The organism is Xanthomonas cucurbitae (assembly GCF_002939885.1).
Lineage (GTDB): Bacteria > Pseudomonadota > Gammaproteobacteria > Xanthomonadales > Xanthomonadaceae > Xanthomonas > Xanthomonas cucurbitae.
Window position 1 is genome coordinate 1 of the sequence record NZ_MDED01000021.1, and the last position, 17,766, is coordinate 17,766.

Consider the following 17,766-nt stretch of genomic DNA (forward strand, 5'->3'; position numbering starts at 1 on the left):
ACAACCGACCCAGAAAACGATTGAGCTATCTCACTCCAGCCGAGGTCTTTTTCAACTACGATACCCTTGCACTTCGTGAGTGAATCCACCCCTCTATCTCGATATGCATCAGGAAGCGGCCGAAAGTTCGCTGGTGCTGATGCAGGAGTACGACCTGGATCCGGCCTTGTTTTTTCATTGTGCAGAGACCGCCTCCAGTTATCTCAACCGCGTTGGCCGGAGCGAGGAGGTTGTGGAGATCGTCGAGGCTGCCGATGCAATATTCCAGTCGCTTTCCGACACCGAGCAGCGCGACTGCTTACCCATCTATGCAAAACTCTCGGTGCTCAAAGCACCGGCCGCATCTCGATTGGGAAATCTACAGCCCTCCGATCTGGACGATGGCCTCATCAAGCAAGCGCAACAGGAAAATCCCGAGGATCTCGGGCTGCTCGCGGCGCATTGCAAGCTGTTGGTGGACAAGCAGGCGTATGCGGATGCTCTCATGCTGTACGGCACCCTGTTGCACAAGGCGGCGGAAGCCGAAAACATGTGGGCGTATCGCAATGCACTGAGCATGCGTGGGCATTTGCACTTGTACTTCTTGAACGATCCGGCTCAAGCGCTGCAAGACTATGAGGCCCTCGAACGAACTGGCTATCTCGACTTCTATACCTGCTACTACCAAGCAAATTGTCATTATCTATTGAAAAATGTGCAGGCGACGCTGGCTGATGGCCAACGCGCCGTCGAGCAGATCACCGCTGCCATCACTCGTGACGACCAACTGTCGGTGGCGCAGTTGCATATGATGCTCGCGAACAGCCATTTTGATCTGGGTAACTATGCTGCTGCGATTCCAGCCTACGAGGCCTCCCTTTTTCACGACGACAGAGACGACGTGCGTGAAAATTACGTGCTGGCTCAGAAGTTGGCCCAACCCAAGAAAGGCTGGTTCTCGAAGTTGCTGAGCTAGGGAACCTATGAGCAACGCAAAGATCCTGCTGACCTCCTCACTGTAACTTGCACCAGCCAGAGCTGGGAAATTCCGCGACACTCAGCCCCAAGGAGGCCCGTCGCCATGAAGAATTCGAAGTTCGCCGAAGGTTAAATCGTACTCGCCCTGCAGCATGCCGAGACCGGTACAACGGTCGAGGAGATTTGCTGCAAGATGGGCATCAGCCAGGCCACGCTCTATGCGTGGCGCAGGAAGTTCGGCGGGCTTGGTGTTGCCGAACTGCGTCAGCTGCGCCAGCCTAGGAAAGAGAAACGCAAGCTCAAGCAGCGAGTGGCCGATTTGAGCCTGGACGAGGTAGCGTTGCACGACCTGCTGTCAAGGAAGTGGTTCATCGCGGGTTCGTGTGGGTGCCTTGAGGCCCTTGGAGCTGCGTTGAGCCTTGGACACAGGCCCTTCCCGGCGCCCCAGAGGGTGGAGCGTCCTGTGCCGAATTCTTGACGCGGTGTTCTGCATGAAGACGGGCCGTCGGCTGGGCGCGTTGTTTTCCTGTCCTGGCTTCGTGCGACCAGCCGCAGCGCGACGAATACAAGCGCTTTCAAGGCCAGGATCGCAGCGACATCACGGGCCAGCGTTACACCCTGCTAAGCAGCCGCTAAAACCTCACCTGCAGCGTCTTCGGGACGGCCGGGTGCTGTGCAGCCCGGCAGGGCATGCCTGCCGGGCGATGGTTCAGAGCGTGTCCGGCGCTGGTGCGGTGGCCTTGGCATGCTGCTTGCCGCGCGCATGCTCGATGGCGGTACGCAGCTTACGTGCGGCGCCGGTGACGGCCGAGGCGGTGGTTTCGGCGCTGTTGGTGGCGGCGATCGGAGGCAGGCCGGCGACATGCGCTTCGATACTGCAGGTTCGATCCGCCGCGCCGCCGCGTTGACCGTTCTCATCGCGCAGATGCACTTCGACGCGGGTGATGTCGTTGGCAAAATGCGCCAGCTGGGCGGTGCAGGTCTTCTCGACATGCTGCACGACAGAGGGATCGTGCGGTACGTGGTTGTCGGTCTGGATCTGAATCTGCATTGAGGATCTCCTTCGCGGTCATCCGCTGCGTTTGCCGTAGCGGTAACCCGATTCTGCGACAGCCCGGTGTTGCCGCGAGGTGAGAGGAGCCAGGCGTTCACGTGCAGGTTGGCTATGTGTGTCATGGCGGCTCCCGCTGCCGGGATGACCTCGGTGCCTAGCGCGCCCGGGCGTGTACGCGCGGCAGATGCCGGTCGGCGGGCAGCTCGACTGAATCGCCGCAGCCTCGCCGGGTTCGGCAGAATCAGGGCAGCGGGGCAGGGGTTTAAGATGGCGCGATTGCGGCTACCCGCGCTGTCCGATGCCTGCCTGTGCCTGAAGTCCGATCTGTGTTGCGTGCGCGTTCGAGCGTGTTGTTGCGGGCATTGCTGTGCTGCAGCCTGTGGCTGGCCTGTGTCGCCGGGGCCGTGGCCCAGGACGACGATTCCCTGTTGCAGACCGCGCAGACGCAGCTCGACGGCGCGCAGACCGTGTTGGATCAGGTCCAGGTCGGGCTGGACAAGGCCGATGCCGATCAACTGCGCGCGCTGCTGGACCAGGTCACCACCGCGCAGCGGCAGGCGCAGGATCTGGCACGTCAGCTGGATCCGCCGCTCAAGCAGCTCGGCATGCGGCTCGATGGCCTGGGCGTGGAGCAGAAGACCGATCCGTTCGATCTGCGCAAGCAGCGCAAGAGTCTGGCGGACGAAAAGAACCGGCTCGATGCCGAGCTCAAACGCGCCAACCTGTTGGCATCGGAGGCAGGCGAACTTGCCGATCGCCTGGAGCGCAAGCGGGCACAGCTGTTCAGTGTGCAGTTGTCCACGCGCGTAGCCTCGCCGCTGTCACCTGCGTTGTGGAGCCGGATCGCGCAGCAATGGCCGGATGACTGGGCGCGCCTGCAGGGGGTGTACACCGACGCGGCGCAGATGCTGCGCGCGGCCGTTGCCACCCGCGGCGTCGGTGGGCTGGTGGCCAGCGCATTGGTGGCGCTGCTGTTGGCGTTTCCGCTGCGTATCTTCCTGCGTCACCTCGGCCGCCGTTACGCCGCATCGCGCGCCCCGGGCGGGCGTTTGCGGCGTTCCGGGCTGGCTTTGTGGTTCCTGTTGGTCGGCACGCTCAGCCTGGGCATGGCGGCCGTGGTGCTGGCCGAAGGCGTGCGCATGATCGCGCAGGTGCCGGCGGAGCTGGACGAGCTGCTGGATGCTTTCGTATTCATCAGTTTCTTTGCGGCCTTTGTCGGTTCGCTCAGTGCCAGCCTCATGATGAAGCAGCAGCCAAGCTGGCGCCTGTTCCCGCTGGACGACGCCACCGTCGACCGGCTGCGGGTGCACTGCCTGGCCACGGCAGTGGTGAGCTGGGCCAGTGGCATGGCGATGAAGCTCAACGACCTGGCGCGCACCAGCGATGCGGCCACTACCGCCACCGATGCGGTGGCGGCGTTGCTGTATGCCGGGCTGATCCTGTCGGCGCTGGCGGGGTTGAGCCTGTCGCTGCGTGCCCGCGCGGCCAGCGTGGGCGCGGCCGAACCCGATAGCAGCGAGCCGCCGCCGGTGGTCTCGCGGGGCGGCGGGGTGATCGTGTTGATTCGCCTGCTGGGCCATCTGGCGGTGATCGTGGCCCTGCTGGCGGCGTTGTTCGGCTATCTCAACCTGGCCTTGTTCATTGCCCGCCAGATCATCTGGATCACGCTGATCTGCAGCCTGCTCGGCCTGCTGGTGGTGTTTGCCGACGATCTGCTGACCTGGGTGTTCAAGCCCGACGGCCGTTTCAGCCGGGCGCTGTCGCATGCGCTCAGCATCGGCAGCAGCCGCCTGGTGCAACTGGGCTTGCTGATGTCCGCAGCGGTGCGCGTGGTGCTGGTGCTGCTGGCCATTGCGGTATTGCTGACGCCTTACGGCGCCAATATCAGCGTGGTCACCGGTTGGATGGAGAACATCACCCACGGCATCGCCATCGGCAAGGAACTGGTCATCACGCCTGGCGATGTGGCGCGGGCACTCTGCGTGTTCCTGCTGGGCCTGGGCCTGGTGCACATGGTGCAGCGGTGGCTCATCAACACCTATCTGCCCAGAACCGAGCTGGACGCCGGCGCGCGCAACTCGATCAGCACGGTGGCACGCTACCTGGGCTGGCTGGTCGTGACGATCTGGGGGCTGACCGCGCTGGGGCTGGACCTCAAGCGGTTGGCACTGGTGTTAAGCGCGCTGTCGGTGGGTATCGGTTTCGGTTTGCAGGCGATCACCCAGAACTTCGTGTCTGGCCTGATCCTGCTGGCCGAGCGACCGGTCAAGATCGGCGATTGGGTCCGCATCGGCGACCAGGAGGGTGACGTGCGCAAGATCAGCGTGCGTGCGACCGAGATCCAGGTCGGTGATCGCTCCACCCTGATCGTGCCTAATTCCGAGCTCATCACCAAGAGCGTGCGCAACATGACGCTGTCCAATCCGATGGGGCGGGTGCAGCTGCAGTTCTCGGTGCCGCTGGAAACCGAGGTGGCCAAGGTGCGCGACATGCTGCTGAGCCTGTTCGCCGAGCATGCCAAGGTGTTGGCCGAGCCGGAGCCGTCGGTGTTCATCGACTCGCTGGCCGGCGGCCACGTCAACTTCAATTCGTTCGCCTACGTCAGCAGTCCGCGCGATGCGTACGGCGTGCGCAGCGAGCTGTTCTTTGCGCTGCTGCAGCGGATGGAGGCGGCCGGCATCGCGTTGCAGTCGCCGCAGGAAATCCGCTTCAGTCGTGCAGGTGCCGCAGTGGTGCGCGATATGGGCGATGGTATGTCTGTTTCGGAAGACTGAGTTGGCGAGCTCAGACTTCACTGCTGGGGTCGCGGCTTGGCCTGCCGATACTGGCGCTTGTCGCCTGTACGCTGTCCGTTGGGATCGACATTCACGCACACGCGGCCATCGCAAATGACCGCATCGGATGCGGAATACGCTTGGAGGACAGGGATGGCGTTTTCGTAGCGCTGCAGCTCTTCCCTGGCGGTGGACAGTTCGTGGCGGAAGTAACCCAGCACGGTCCAGCCGACAACTAGCACCAGAAGCAGGATTGCCGCAGCGGCGGCGAACCACATCCAGACGGTCTTACTAGCCCCTTGCAGGTGCGCGGATGTGACTGACACGGCGCGGTCATATTCTTTAGCGACAGGCGATACCGCGTCTTTGGCTTCCGTGGCGATTTGAGTGCTTGCGGCGCTGACAATGCTCTTCACTTCCTGTCGGAATTGGCCCACCTGCTGTTGCAGCGATTGGATTTGCTGGCTGAACGACGCACTCATTCGCGCTTCGCGTTGGGCCATCTCCGAGCGCAGCATCAAGATTGCCTTGATGGCATCCCTCATCGGATCATCGCTGTCCATCTTTGTTTCCCGTTGGGTTTGTATATCTCATCGACTCATCACCGGCCCCTGACGGGCCTGAGTCTGTCGCTGTTCTTGCAGTTGCTGTTGTTCCAGCAACTGCTGCTGGGCCAGCAGTTGGTCTCCCATTTGCGCCATTCGCTGTCCTTCGGGAGAGTGGGCGAACTCGATGGCGATCCGATCAAGTTGATTGCTGTCCCCAGCCATCAAAGCGGCATAGGTTTTGTCGAGGTAGGGATCATTGAATGGCCCACTCGTTGAGATCTGTGGCTCACGCTGCTGACTTTCCTCTCGCTCATCGCGTTCGCGTTCATTAGTAGCAGGTATCAGCGGAGGGAAAGCCAAGGCTGGATTCGTGATCGATGGGTCAATCGGCCCTATGGCGTTGCTTAGCGCGCGGCCTGCCTCGATCGCAGGTTGACGCCCGTCGTCGTACATGCTCTGCGAACCTCCAATGCTGGGGGGAGCCATCACAGGTGCAATAGTAGGGGCTTGATTCGCAGCGAATGACCCCACGTTTTGTTGATTAGTTGGCGCTATCGGTGCTGGTTGCGCTGGCTCGGCTGGTTGTTGAACAGGGCGCAAAACAGGCTCATTGGGGTCAACATGAAGCAGCCGCTCCGTTGTTCCATTTCGGTTGATGTTGAGGTCTACCACTCCGTTCCGTTGATCTACTCGTCTAATCTGGCTCCGTTCGATTTCGTTCCATTGTCCATCGATGTTGGCGTAGCCGTGCCCATCCCGGTTCCACTGGGCGAAATCGTTGCCTGAGACATATAGCCCGGCTGTTTGATCTCGTGGAGCGCCCTGAAAGCGAACGTCCTGTGCGCGATGACCACTGTCATCCAACGTCTGGACGAACGCCTTGGCCTGCCCAGAAATCAGGAACAGGCTCTTGACCGTCGAATACTCAGCTTCTAGATTTGGGCGTGCGCGATCCTGATTTAACTGGGTCGGATTCGCGAGCGGATTGGCGACAACGTTCTGCCACGCCGTATGCAGAGGGTTGTGATCTTCCGCATTCCGCAATGCGATCACCACTTCAGCGCCTCGTAGGGCGTTGTCACGATCGCCGCGCAAATGCTGCGGTACACCGGCCTTGATGCCATCTAAAGAATCTATGCTTCCGTCGTTGATTTGCTCGATGACTCCAGGCCAATGGCGAGCACCATCCTGATTTTCTAATTTTGCTATGACCGTCGCCATGCGGATTTGATCGTCCTGCGTGGCATTCTGATACAGCGAGGTGTCTTCCAACTGACGAACAGCTCCTCCCTCGCGCAATAGGTGATCGATTTGTCTCACGTCTTGGTTGTGGACATAGGTGATACCTGCGTCGGAAGCCATGAAAGCATTCAATCTGGTCTTGATGCCCGTAGGTATATCATATCCGTTATCTATCGCCGTTTGCCGGTCGCCCCGAATCTCATTGCCTTGGCGTCGCAAGCTCAGGCTCGCCTGGTTATATTCCTGCTGCGTGAGCAGCATCCCTGGGTTTTCGTTTACTTGTTCCCGCGCCCACACCTGATAGGCATTCAATAGTTGATCCGCGTTCCGGTCGGGATCATTTCGCTGCTGTCCGAAATCCGTCTGCAAGGTGCCGATGGAATACCCGCTGTTGTAAATCGGTTCCAGTTGGCCATCTCGGAACGCGCCCGCCTCGATGGGCTGGCGTCGAGATGTTTCACCGCTTTGGTGGATATAGCCTGCGAATGAGAGTTCGTAAGCTACATTGCGCCCCCGGACACTTCCTTCCGAAGCCACACCAACGGCAAGGTAGATAGTGGCCTTAAGCTCGTTGTCGGTGATGGTTTCCGCTGGACGCTCGCGATTCGGATCTGCTAATTCTTGGCCAGTCATTTCACTTATCCTTGATGTCGATGATCTGGATATCAGGTGCCGCCCCCACAGGTGTCAGGTCATAGCTGTTGATGCGGAAGGCTCGGCTAGCAGTGGTAAGGAGGAAGGTGTTGTCCTGCAGGTCAAGCGCATGAAAGGGCCTTGTATTCCAACAGCCCTTCTCTGCGTCGTAATCAGCGATGATCTTGGTTCTCTCAGTGAAGTTGGCATCGCTTTCCTCGAGCCGAGAACCTTGCGTCTGGACGATGTACGCCACTGACTGGCATGCCGACTGACCATTGAAAAAGATGCTTGGGTCAGCTGAGACAGCTTTCGTCGAGTAGATGTGATCCTGGCTGTGCGATCCCTTATTTTCAAAAAGATAGCCGCCCAGCACAACTTCATGCCCTCGCCCATTTCGCTCCCATCCGGCATAAACTGATGGTTGCTCGATTTCGACGCTGGAAGGAGTGGCACGAATGGATGAATAGCTGTGACCCTTTGCATCGGTGAAGCTAAAATATTCGATATTGGAAATTCCTTTTGGCGAATTCGCTCCACTGGTCCCCGCCTCAATGCGGACATTGGACACTAGCTCTCCTGTGAAGAACTCCATTGCTTTCGCCGACTCTCGATCTTTCCTTGAAATCATCCATAGCTTCCACGGCCTGCTACGTCTGTCGATAAATATCGCCGCCACAGAAAAGTCGCGTTGCGCGATCTTGGTCTGTGGCCAGTCTGCTCTTTCCGCTTTTTGCTCACTTTCTTGATGGCTGGTTTGTCCCTTGCCGCATAAGCCAATGTTTGTTCTTGCAGCACGAACTATCGCTAGGTAGCGATCAGCCAAAACCGGTGTCCATCCATCTATTACTGCATCATCATTCTTGTCGGCATCCTCTGCATACTTGTCGAGCGTAGCCAAGCATTCCGCATATAGCCCGTTCTTGTATTGGGTGATCGCCAGATCGTTGCGGATTGCCCCTTCCTCTTCCCATTCCAATGTTGGTAGACAGTTCGCCAGCGCCGGAGACAATGTTGCTAGTGCTGTCTTGTAATCCTTGCTGTTGTAAAGCTGCTGGAACGCATCTCGCGTTTGATCAAGATCGCTTCTGCCACATCCTTCCTTGACCCGCAGGTAAGACCCTTCGAAATTGCCGTTATAGCCGCAAAACGCCTTGCATTCAGCTGTTGTCGTTGCTGATACATCGATGCCCTGCGGGGTGTTCGCGAATTTCACAGTGCAGGTGGATTCACCGTTATCGCTCTTAGCGATACCTTCATCGCCCTGGATAGCACCGTCGAGCCCGCAGGTGTCTTCGCCGGTGATGCTTTCAAGGGAAAATTTCAGCGTGTCTCCTCGCTTGCTGAGTTGGAGGTGTCCCCAACCTTTCTCCGTTATGTATTCGCCCGCTTGCAAGAGACCGCTGCCAGCGGCCTTCGTTGGGGCTGTCGAAGGAAGGTCGTTGCCAGGCGGGGGCAATGACGAGGCGGCCGGCGTCTCCGCCGAGCAGGCGGTGTAGAACAACACGACAACTGTTGCACAAGCGAACCAGCGCATCACCCTTGCCATATGGTTTCCCGCCGCCTATCACATGCGGGCAGTCTAGCCAATAATGAACTCTGGATTCTACTTATCTGGGCTAGCGTAGCGTCCCAAACGAAAGAATTTACTTATTGACTGTCGAACCGCCATCTTTGGGAAGTTAGCGGTGCCCACGCTCTTCGCGCGCGCGCACGCGGCGGTCGAACAGCAGCGCGCTGACCACGATGCCCAGCCCCAGTGCCACGCCCAGCAGGAACAGCACCATCGCAATGGCGGGGTATCCCCACAGCTTGAAGCCAGTCTCGATGCGCATCATCTGCGCCGAGGCCATGATGAGCGCGGCAGTGACGATGCCGGCCGCGACGCGGTTGGCGATCTTCTGCAGGCTTTCCATCAGGTGCGATTCTTCCAACCCGGTGACGCGCATCTGCAGGCGGTTCTCTGCGGCCAGCGACAGGATCTCGGACATGCGTCGCGGCCCTTCGCGCACCAGATGCTGCAGCTCCATCGCTTCGCTGGCCAGGTTGGCGGCAGACATGGACTTCTTCAGGCGTGCGCGCATCACGTGTTGCAGATGGCGTTCGACGATACGGCGGGTGTCCAGGGTCGGCGACAGGGTGCGGCACACGCCTTCCAGATTCAGCAGCGTCTTGCCGAGCAGGCTGAGCTCGGGCGGCGTGCGCAGCCCGGTGGAAGTGGCGATGCGTACCAGATCCAGCACCACGCGGCCTTCGGAGGTGGCGTCGTGCGCGGCGTAGCGCGCAATCATCTGCCCGGTTTCGCGCTGGTAGCGGTCCTCGTCGTAATCCTCCAGCCGCGTGCTGAGCGCGATAGTCTCTTCGGCCACCTCTTCGCCACGGCCATCGACGGCGGCAAACAGCAGCTTGAGCAATCGCTCGCGCAAGCGCGGCGGCACATGCGCCACCATGCCCAGGTCGAAGATGGCCAACCGCCCATCGGAGAGCACCCGCAGGTTGCCCGGATGCGGGTCGGCATGGATTTCGCCATGCACGAACATCTGATCCAGGTAGCCCTTGACCAGTTCGGCAGCCAGATCGTCCATGGGCTGCTCGGTGCGGCGCAGGCCGGAGATCTTGTCCACGCGCACGCCTTCGGCCAGTTGCATGGTCAGCACGCGGCGGCTGCTCAGGTCCCAGATCGGTTGCGGCACCCATAGCAGCGGAAACGGCTTGAGATGTTTGCCAAAGCGCACCAGGGTTTCGGCTTCGTCCTGGTAGTTGAGTTCCGCGCGCAGGGTCTTGCCGAATTCGCCCAGCCAATCGGCAAAGCGCACCCGGCGGCCGATGCCGGTGAGGCGGTCGGCGGCGGTGGCAAAGCTCTTGAGTACCTCCAGGTCCGAACGCACCTGCGCGGCCACTTCGGGCTTTTGCACCTTGATGGCCACCGGGGTGCCATCGCGCAGGGCGGCGCGATGCACCTGCGCCAGCGATGCGCAGCCCAGCGGCACCGGATCGAAATGCGAGAACGCCTTGTTGACCGAGACGCCGAGCTCTTCTTCGATGATCTGGCGGATGCGTTCCACCGGCACCGCACTGGTGTTCTCCTGCATGCGTTCCAGCGCGGTGGCGAACTCCGGCGGCACGATGTCCGGGCGCGTGGACAGCATCTGGCCCAGCTTGACGAAGGTGGGGCCCAGCGCCTCCAGGTCGGAGACGAACTGGTCCGGTGTGCCTTCGGCAGGTACTTCGTAGTCGTTGATGGCGGCCGGGTCCAGATTCATGCCGGCAAACACGCCCGACCCGCGATACCGCAACAGCAGGCGCAGGATCTGCGTGCGCCGGCTCATGCCGCCGACCACGGCCTGGTCGGTCGTGCTGCGGTGTGGATCGTTCGGACTCAAGGCCATCTCCGGGCGTCGTGCAAGCGGCGAGTGTGGCCAGCGCCAGGTCGTCAAGTGGTGAATCCGGGCGCATCATGCGGCCGCTTGCGAGCGGGGCGGCACGCACCGGCCATGCCTGCGGGCCGTGGCCGGCATCGCCCTCGCATCGGCGGCTAACCATCATGCAATGGCCTGCCATCACCCCACGCGGGCACCGGATCGGCGAGAATCGCCGGCCACCCACGAAGGACCTTGCGCATGGCCGGTGCCAGCCTGTTCACCCTGCTCGACGACATCGCCACGCTGCTGGACGACGTCTCCATCCTGACCAAGGTTGCGGCCAAGAAGACCGCCGGCGTGCTCGGCGACGATCTGGCGCTCAACGCCCAGCAGGTGACCGGCGTCAGCGCCGACCGCGAGTTGCCGGTGGTGTGGGCGGTGGCCAAGGGCTCGCTGGTCAACAAGGTGATCCTGGTGCCGGCGGCGCTGGCGATCAGCGCACTGGAGGCCTGGCTGCGCGGGCGCGGCTACACCATTCCGCTGGTGATGCCGTTGATGATGCTCGGCGGCGCCTACCTGTGCTTCGAAGGCGTGGAGAAGCTGGCGCACAAATTCCTGCACAGCGCAGACGAAGACGCGCAGCGGCATGCCGAGCGCACTCGCGTGCTGGCCGATGAAAGCGTGGACGTGGTGGCGCTGGAAAAAGGCAAGATCAAGGGTGCGATCACCACCGACTTCATTCTGTCGGCCGAGATCATCGTGCTGTCGCTGGGCGTGGTGGCGGGCGTGTCGTTCGGGCAGCAGGTGGCCGTGCTGGTGGCGATCGCGCTGGCGATGACCGTCGGCGTATACGGCCTGGTGGCGGCGATCGTGAAGCTGGACGACCTGGGCCTGTACCTGACCCGGAAAGGGGCATCGCTGGCCGCGCTGGGCCGCAGCATCCTGGTGGCCGCGCCGTGGCTGATGAAGTTCCTGTCGGTGGCCGGCACGCTGGCGATGTTCCTGGTCGGCGGCGGCATCCTGGTGCACAACATCCCCATGCTGCATCACGTGGTGGTGGATCTGGCCAAGGCGGCCGGCGGGCTGGGCTGGCTGGTCGAGGCGCTGGGCAACATGCTGGTGGGCGTGGTGGCCGGTGCGGTGGTGCTGGCGGTGGTGACCGGGTTCCAGAAGCTGCGCGGGACCAAGGCGGCGCACTGACGCCTGTCTGGCGTCCCGACGTCGATCGCATGCCCGGCCTCAGGCATGCAATCGACGCAGGAGCCGGGGTTGCGCGCTAATCGGCGTTGATGACCCGGTTCTTGCCGGCGGCCTTGGCCTCGTACATGGCGCGGTCGGCACGTCGGATCAGCTCGTCCTGGGCCTCGTCCGCGTGGCGCAGGGCCACGCCGGCGCTGAAACTGATGAACACGCGCACGTCGTCGTGCAGGAACGAGCGCTGTGCCAGCGCCCGTTGCAGGCGGATCACTGCCGCGCTGGCCTCGAAGATGCTGGAGTCCGGCATCAGCAGCACGAATTCCTCACCGCCAAAACGCGCGATGGCATCGGTGGTGCGCAAGGCGGCCTTGGCCACGTCCACGGTATGCCGCAGCGCGGCGTCGCCACCGGCATGGCCATGCGCCTCGTTGAGGCGGCGGAAGTCGTCCAGGTCCAGCATCGCCACGCACAGCGGCTGGCCGCTGCGCTGCGTGCGGGCCGCTTCGCGCTGGAACAATTCCTCGAATCCGCGCCGGTTCAGTGCGCCGGTGAGCTGGTCTTCGCGCACCAGCCCGGCGACCGTGGTGAGTTCCTGCTCCAGGGACGCGATGCGTTGTTCGGCCTCTTCGACCTGGCGGCGTGCCGACAGCAGTTCGTCGCGGGCGGCCAGGGCTTGTGCCTGGACTCCGGCGGTGTCTTGCAATAGGTCCTGCAGCAGGCGGTTGAGATCCGGAATGCTGCGAGCGTCGCCGATCGCCTGCGAATAGCCGGCAACGCGGTCATGGTACGCGCCGGTACTGGTGGCCATGCCGTCGAGCCGATCCACGAACGACACCATCATCTCGCGCATGGCAGTCTTGGACTCGGCAATGCCCTGTTTGAGCAGGCCCTGCTTGTAGATCACCTCGCGCAGGGTGCCGCGTGCCTGCTCGATCGAACCCACGTCCAGCGGGCCTGCGATCAACTGCCGCACCACCGCGATCTGCCCCTGCAACCAACTGCGGTCGTCCAGCAGTTCGCCAACGTTCTCCAGCAGCAGATCGAACAGGCCCAGCAACAGGTTCTGCTGTTCGCTGGCGTCCTCGGCGCGCAGGCCGACCTGGTGGCTCAACTCGCGCAGCCGCTGCTCCAGCGTGACCAGCTCGTGACCGGGGCGCCAGTGGCGCAGGGCGGCGGCCAGGGTTTGTGCCTCATCGGCCAGCTCCGGGCTGCGTTGCAGCAGGATGGCCAGGGCATTGCCGAGCGCATGCCGCAGCAGATCGCGCAGCTGCTCGGCCTCGGTGCGGCCTTCGGCCAGCGAGTCGCCGGTATCGATGGTGCGGATGTACTTGTCGATCAGCTGGCGCAGCGTGCGGCCGTAGCCGAGCCAGTCACCGGCCGCATACGCTGCACCCAGGCGCACGCCCATGTCGCCGAGCTCGCCATGCAGGCTGGCGATGCCTTCGGCGAATGCCTGCAACAGCGCCTCGGGATGCGCGGCATGCGAGAACAACCGCACCAGCAGCGCGGTAGCGGCGGCCGGATCGTGCGCGCCGGACTTGGCCTTGGCCGGCACCAGCGCGTGCGCGGCCAGGCCGGTACCGCCGCGTTCGCCGCTGTGAATGGTGGGCAACGGCGCGGTGTGGCGCGCCGCGCCATTGCCGCCCCAGGGCAATAGACGGCGCAGCCCGCCAGATGGGCGGCCAGGGTGGTCAGGCGGTTGTGCCATGCGCCGGTTCTCGAAGATCCTCTTGCTGTCGCAGGTTATCGGCGTGCGCGCGCCCGCCTTGAGCGGGCTTGACCATGCCGCGCCGGCCGGACACGGAGACCGCTGCCCGTCCGTGACGCCTGCGCATGCCTGCATGAACCGGTTATCCAGGTGAGAGGGGCCGCGACTGCAGCGCCCTCATTCGGTGCGTTGCAGGCGCCGTGCACCGTTGCGGGGATGTCATCGCCGTGTCATCCCGGCTTATGCCTTCTGACATACGCCGCCGTGTGTAATGGAATGTGCGTTGTCGCAGAAAAGGCAGAACATGTTCACGCATATTTTATTTGGACGAGGTGTAGATTCATCGCAGGGACAACGTGGGGCACGCGCGTCGTCCACGCTCCTCACTCGCAGCAGGTCGCCTGGCTGAATCGGCAGGCGGTGGTTTTCGCTTCGCCGTTTTCCGTCTCCACCCCACTTCACGACGGACGTTCAGATGGTTGCCACGATGTCGCTTCACGCCAGTACCGCACGCATCGAGCGCAGCGCGTTGATCCCCACGCTGAAGAAGAGTGGGCGGCCGCGCGATGCGCGCGGGCGTTTCATCCGTCATCACGAGCGGTTGCCGGTGTCGCTGGCCGACACGCGCGGCGCGTTGTTCGTGGTGTCGGAGATGGCCGACTTCATCAAGGCCGGTGGCCTGGGCGACGTGGCGGCCGCGCTGCCGCGCGCGCTGCGCCATCGCTATGACGTGCGTGTGTTGATCCCCGGGTATCGCGCGGTGCTCGAGCGCGCCGGCAAGGTGGAGATCGTGGGCCGTGTGCTGGCGCATGCGGCGCTGCCGGCCTGCGACATCGGCCGGATCGTGCAATCGGACGGCTTGCCGATCTACATCCTGTTGTCCAAGGCACTGTTCGAACGCGATGGCTCGCCGTATGTGAGCACCAGCGGTTCGGAGTTCGAAGACAACGCCATCCGCTTCGCCACCTTGTCGCATGCCGCCGCGCAGATCGCCGCCGGCCATGCCGGGCTGGGCTGGAAGCCGCGCCTGCTGCACCTCAACGACTGGCCGTGCGCGCTGGCGGCCGGTTATGTGCGCTGGTCCGGTGGCACCACCCCGTGCCTGCTGACCATCCATAACCTGGCCTACCAGGGCTTGGTGCCGTATTCGATGGCCGCCGCGCTGGGCATTCCCGCCGAGCGCGTGGCCGAGCTGGAGTTCTACGGGCAGATGTCGTTCCTGCGCGGCGGCATCGTCAATGCCGACCACGTCAACACCGTCAGCGTCAGCTATGCCAAGCAGATCACCGGCCCGGCGCAGGGCTGCGGGCTGGACCGGCTGCTGGCCGGACGCGCCGCCAAGGGCGCGCTGACCGGGATCGTCAATGGCATCGATGCCAGCTGGGACCCGCGCACCGATGAGTACCTGGATTCGCATTTCAGCGTGAACCATTGGCAGGGCCGTCAGGCCAATGCCGGGCAGGTGCGCAAGGCGTTCGGGCTGCGCGAAAGCACTGGACCGCTGTTTGCGGTGGTCTCGCGGCTGGTGCACCAGAAGGGCCTGGACCTGATCTGCGAGGTCGCTCCGCAGATCGTGGCGGCCGGTGGCCAGATTGCGGTGATCGGCGGCGGCGAGCCGGAGATCGAGCAGCAGGTGGCCGAGCTGACCCGCCGCTATCCCGGCCAGGTCGGCGCCTTCATCGGCTTCGAGGAAGGCCTGGCACGGCGCATGTTCGCCGGTGCCGACTTCCTGTTGATGCCCTCGCGCTTCGAGCCCTGCGGCCTGAGCCAGATGTACGCACAGCGCTTCGGCTGCCTGCCGATCGCCCACGCCACCGGCGGGCTGATCGACACCGTGGACGACGGCGTCACCGGCTTCCTGTTCCAGCACGCCAGCGTCGAGGCGCTACGCCGCTGCCTGGAACGTGCGTTTCGCACCTTCCGCCTGCCCAGCCTGCTGTCGGCAATGCGTCGGGCGGCGATGCTGCGCCCCAGCGGCTGGGATGTGGCCGGCAAGAAGTATCTCTCCCTTTACGAACACACTGCCGCCACTGCGCCCGCGCTTGCGACGGTGTCATGAGCGAACGGCTGGGCGGGCAGGGCCAGGCGACGGAAACTGACGCGGTGACCATGGAAGGCATGTCCGATATTGCACAGACCCTGCAGGCGCTGGCCCAGGGGCTGCCCGCCGATGCATTCGCGGTGCTGGGCCCGCATCCGCAGGCCGACGGGCGCCGCCGCGTGCGCGTGCTGGCGCCAGGCGCCGAGGCGATGGGCTTGATCGATCCGCGCGGCAAGCTGCTGGCACGCATGCAGGCCACCGAGACCGAGGGCCTGTTCGAAGGCGAGCTGGCCAGCGATGGCCCTTACCGGTTGCGCATCGTGTGGCCGGACGTGGTGCAGGAGATCGAGGACCCCTACGCATTCGGCCCACTCCTGGACGAATCGCTGCTGCTGCAGATCGCTGCCGGCGACGGGCAGGCGCTGCGCCGCGCGCTGGGCGCCCAGCACATGCACTGCGGCGACGTGCCGGGTGTGCGCTTTGCAGTATGGGCACCACACGCGCAGCGCGTGGCCGTGGTCGGCGACTTCAACGGCTGGGAGGCGCGGCGACACCCGATGCGCCAGCGCACCGGCGGCTTCTGGGAGTTGTTCCTGCCGCGGGTGGAAGCCGGCGCCCGCTACAAGTACGCCATCACCGCCGCCGATGGCCGCGTGCTGCTCAAGGCCGACCCAGTGGCGCGCCAGAGCGAGCTGCCGCCGGCCACCGCCTCGGTGGTGCCCGGTGACGCGGCATTTGCCTGGACCGACGCCGAGTGGATGGGCCGGCGCAATGCGCAGACCCTGCCGGCGCCGATGTCCATCTACGAGGTGCATGCCGCCTCCTGGCGTCGCGACGGGCATGACCAGCCGCTGGACTGGCCCAGCCTGGCCGCGCAGCTGATTCCGTACGTGCAGCAGCTCGGTTTCACCCATATCGAGCTGCTGCCGATCACCGAGTACCCGTTCGGTGGCTCGTGGGGCTACCAACCGCTGGGCCTGTATGCGCCCACCGCCCGGCATGGCCGCCCGGAGGGTTTGGCCGCGTTCGTCGATGCCTGCCATCGCGCCGGCATCGGGGTGATCCTGGATTGGGTCAGCGCGCACTTTCCGGGTGACGCACATGGCCTGGCGCAGTTCGATGGCGCAGCGCTGTATGAGCATGCCGACCCGCGCGAAGGCATGCACCGCGACTGGAATACGCTGATCTACAACCATGGCCGCCCGGAAGTGACCGCGTTCCTGTTGGGCAGTGCGCTGGAGTGGATCGACCATTACCACCTCGACGGCCTGCGCGTGGATGCGGTGGCCTCGATGCTGTATCGCGACTATGGCCGCGCCGAGGGCGAGTGGGTGCCCAATGCGCATGGCGGCCGCGAGAACCTGGAAGCGGTGGCCTTCCTGCGCCAGCTCAACCGCGAGATCGCTGCCTGCTTTCCCGGCGTGCTGACCATTGCCGAAGAATCCACCGCCTGGCCCGGTGTGACCGCACCGTTGGCCGATGGTGGGCTGGGCTTCACCCACAAGTGGAACATGGGCTGGATGCACGACACGCTGAGCTACATGCAGCGCGATCCGGCCGAGCGCGCCCAGCACCACAGCCAGCTCACCTTCGGCCTGGTGTATGCGTTCTCCGAACGCTTCGTGCTGCCGCTCTCGCATGACGAAGTGGTGCATGGCACCGGCGGCCTGCTCGGGCAGATGCCCGGCGACGACTGGCGGCGCTTTGCCAACCTGCGCGCCTACCTGGCGCTGATGTGGGCACACCCGGGCGACAAACTGCTGTTCATGGGCGCCGAATTCGGCCAATGGGCCGACTGGAACCACGACCAGTCGCTGGACTGGCATCTGCTCGATGGCGCGCCGCATCGCGGCGTGCAGCGGCTGGTGGGCGACCTCAATGCCGCGCTGCGCCGCGTGCCGGCGTTGTACCGTGGCACCCACCGTGCCGACGGTTTCGACTGGAGCGTGGCCGACGACGCGCGCAACAGCGTGCTGGCCTTCATCCGCCACGATCCCGACGGTGGCGGCGTGCCACTGCTGGCGGTGAGCAACCTCACCCCGCAACCGCTGCACGATTACGGCGTGGGCGTGCCGCGTGCCGGCATCTGGCGCGAAATTCTCAATACCGATAGCGCCCATTACGGTGGCAGCAACCTCGGCAACAGCGGTCCTCTGGCGACCGAGCCGATGGGCATGCATGGGCATGCGCAACGGCTGCGCCTGACCTTGCCGCCGCTGGCCACGATCTACCTGCAAGCGGAGAAATAAC

The 17,766-nt window shown here is 63.6% G+C and carries 11 protein-coding genes and 1 pseudogene; 6 read left to right on the forward strand and 6 right to left on the reverse strand.

Translation table 11 applies throughout. From position 1 onward, the window contains the following. Positions 1-79: 79 nt before the first annotated feature. Both XcuCFBP2542_RS12100 and XcuCFBP2542_RS20035 read left to right on the forward strand, forming a co-directional pair. Positions 80-955 (forward strand): tetratricopeptide repeat protein, encoded by an 876-nt coding sequence (locus tag XcuCFBP2542_RS12100; RefSeq protein ID WP_146090329.1) that lies wholly within the window; start codon positions 80-82, stop codon positions 953-955. Between the two features lie 135 nt (positions 956-1,090). Then, positions 1,091-1,321 (forward strand): annotated as a pseudogene (locus XcuCFBP2542_RS20035) (transposase); the annotation flags it as partial. Positions 1,322-1,666: 345 nt separating this feature from the next. On the opposite strand, the gene XcuCFBP2542_RS12110 reads toward XcuCFBP2542_RS20035, so the two are convergent. Next, positions 1,667-2,008, reverse strand: coding sequence for an HPF/RaiA family ribosome-associated protein (locus XcuCFBP2542_RS12110; protein WP_104603818.1), 342 nt, complete (start codon positions 2,006-2,008; stop codon positions 1,667-1,669). A gap of 353 nt (positions 2,009-2,361) precedes the next feature. On the opposite strand from XcuCFBP2542_RS12110, the gene XcuCFBP2542_RS12115 reads away from it, so the two are divergent. Continuing rightward, a complete protein-coding gene (locus tag XcuCFBP2542_RS12115; protein WP_104603870.1) occupies positions 2,362-4,785 on the forward strand; it encodes a DUF3772 domain-containing protein in 2,424 nt (807 codons plus the stop codon). Positions 4,786-4,802: 17 nt separating this feature from the next. Here the strand turns inward: XcuCFBP2542_RS12115 and XcuCFBP2542_RS20040 are convergent, their stop codons facing one another. The 4 genes from XcuCFBP2542_RS20040 to XcuCFBP2542_RS12135 all read right to left on the reverse strand — a co-directional run bounded on the left by XcuCFBP2542_RS20040 (position 4,803) and on the right by XcuCFBP2542_RS12135 (position 10,597). Next, complete coding sequence (locus XcuCFBP2542_RS20040) at positions 4,803-5,348, reverse strand: hypothetical protein (protein ID WP_249027647.1); 546 nt, start codon at positions 5,346-5,348, stop codon at positions 4,803-4,805. Between the two features lie 27 nt (positions 5,349-5,375). Next, a complete protein-coding gene (locus tag XcuCFBP2542_RS12125) occupies positions 5,376-7,208 on the reverse strand; it encodes a hypothetical protein (protein WP_104603819.1) in 1,833 nt (610 codons plus the stop codon). A 1-nt stretch (position 7,209) separates the two neighbouring features. Then, positions 7,210-8,715: a hypothetical protein gene (locus XcuCFBP2542_RS20045; RefSeq protein ID WP_249027648.1), complete on the reverse strand. Its 1,506-nt coding sequence runs from the start codon at positions 8,713-8,715 to the stop codon at positions 7,210-7,212. A gap of 175 nt (positions 8,716-8,890) precedes the next feature. Next, the gene (locus XcuCFBP2542_RS12135) at positions 8,891-10,597 is read right to left on the reverse strand and encodes an ABC1 kinase family protein (protein WP_104603820.1); all 1,707 of its coding nucleotides are present in this window, start codon (positions 10,595-10,597) and stop codon (positions 8,891-8,893) included. A 231-nt stretch (positions 10,598-10,828) separates the two neighbouring features. Between XcuCFBP2542_RS12135 and XcuCFBP2542_RS12140 the strand changes: the two genes are divergently transcribed. After that, positions 10,829-11,770, forward strand: a complete 942-nt coding sequence (locus tag XcuCFBP2542_RS12140) for a DUF808 domain-containing protein (protein ID WP_167526811.1) — start codon at positions 10,829-10,831, stop codon at positions 11,768-11,770. A 76-nt stretch (positions 11,771-11,846) separates the two neighbouring features. Here the strand turns inward: XcuCFBP2542_RS12140 and XcuCFBP2542_RS12145 are convergent, their stop codons facing one another. Beyond that, positions 11,847-13,475 carry a GGDEF domain-containing protein gene (locus XcuCFBP2542_RS12145; protein ID WP_104603821.1) on the reverse strand — a complete coding sequence of 543 codons (1,629 nt, stop codon included), beginning with the start codon at positions 13,473-13,475 and terminating at the stop codon, positions 11,847-11,849. Positions 13,476-13,950: 475 nt separating this feature from the next. Here XcuCFBP2542_RS12145 and glgA point away from each other — a divergent pair, with 475 nt between their 5' ends. Both glgA and XcuCFBP2542_RS12155 read left to right on the forward strand, forming a co-directional pair. Continuing rightward, a complete protein-coding gene (gene glgA / locus XcuCFBP2542_RS12150; protein ID WP_104603822.1) occupies positions 13,951-15,534 on the forward strand; it encodes a glycogen synthase GlgA in 1,584 nt (527 codons plus the stop codon). Then, a complete protein-coding gene (locus XcuCFBP2542_RS12155; protein ID WP_104603823.1) occupies positions 15,531-17,765 on the forward strand; it encodes a 1,4-alpha-glucan branching enzyme in 2,235 nt (744 codons plus the stop codon). Before glgA ends, XcuCFBP2542_RS12155 begins: the two co-directional genes overlap by 4 nt. Position 17,766: the final 1 nt, after the last annotated feature.

What these genes read in the sequence shown, in the direction of transcription:
- XcuCFBP2542_RS12145 (WP_104603821.1), bottom strand. Translation starts at nt 13,475, where the DNA reads ATGGCACAACCGCCTGACCACCCTGGCCGCCCATCTGGCGGGCTGCGC.
- XcuCFBP2542_RS12110 (WP_104603818.1), bottom strand. Translation starts at nt 2,008, where the DNA reads ATGCAGATTCAGATCCAGACCGACAACCACGTACCGCACGATCCCTCT.
- XcuCFBP2542_RS12135 (WP_104603820.1), bottom strand. Translation starts at nt 10,597, where the DNA reads ATGGCCTTGAGTCCGAACGATCCACACCGCAGCACGACCGACCAGGCC.
- glgA (WP_104603822.1), top strand. Translation starts at nt 13,951, where the DNA reads ATGGTTGCCACGATGTCGCTTCACGCCAGTACCGCACGCATCGAGCGC.
- XcuCFBP2542_RS12125 (WP_104603819.1), bottom strand. Translation starts at nt 7,208, where the DNA reads ATGACTGGCCAAGAATTAGCAGATCCGAATCGCGAGCGTCCAGCGGAA.
- XcuCFBP2542_RS12155 (WP_104603823.1), top strand. Translation starts at nt 15,531, where the DNA reads ATGAGCGAACGGCTGGGCGGGCAGGGCCAGGCGACGGAAACTGACGCG.
- XcuCFBP2542_RS20040 (WP_249027647.1), bottom strand. Translation starts at nt 5,348, where the DNA reads ATGGACAGCGATGATCCGATGAGGGATGCCATCAAGGCAATCTTGATG.
- XcuCFBP2542_RS12140 (WP_167526811.1), top strand. Translation starts at nt 10,829, where the DNA reads ATGGCCGGTGCCAGCCTGTTCACCCTGCTCGACGACATCGCCACGCTG.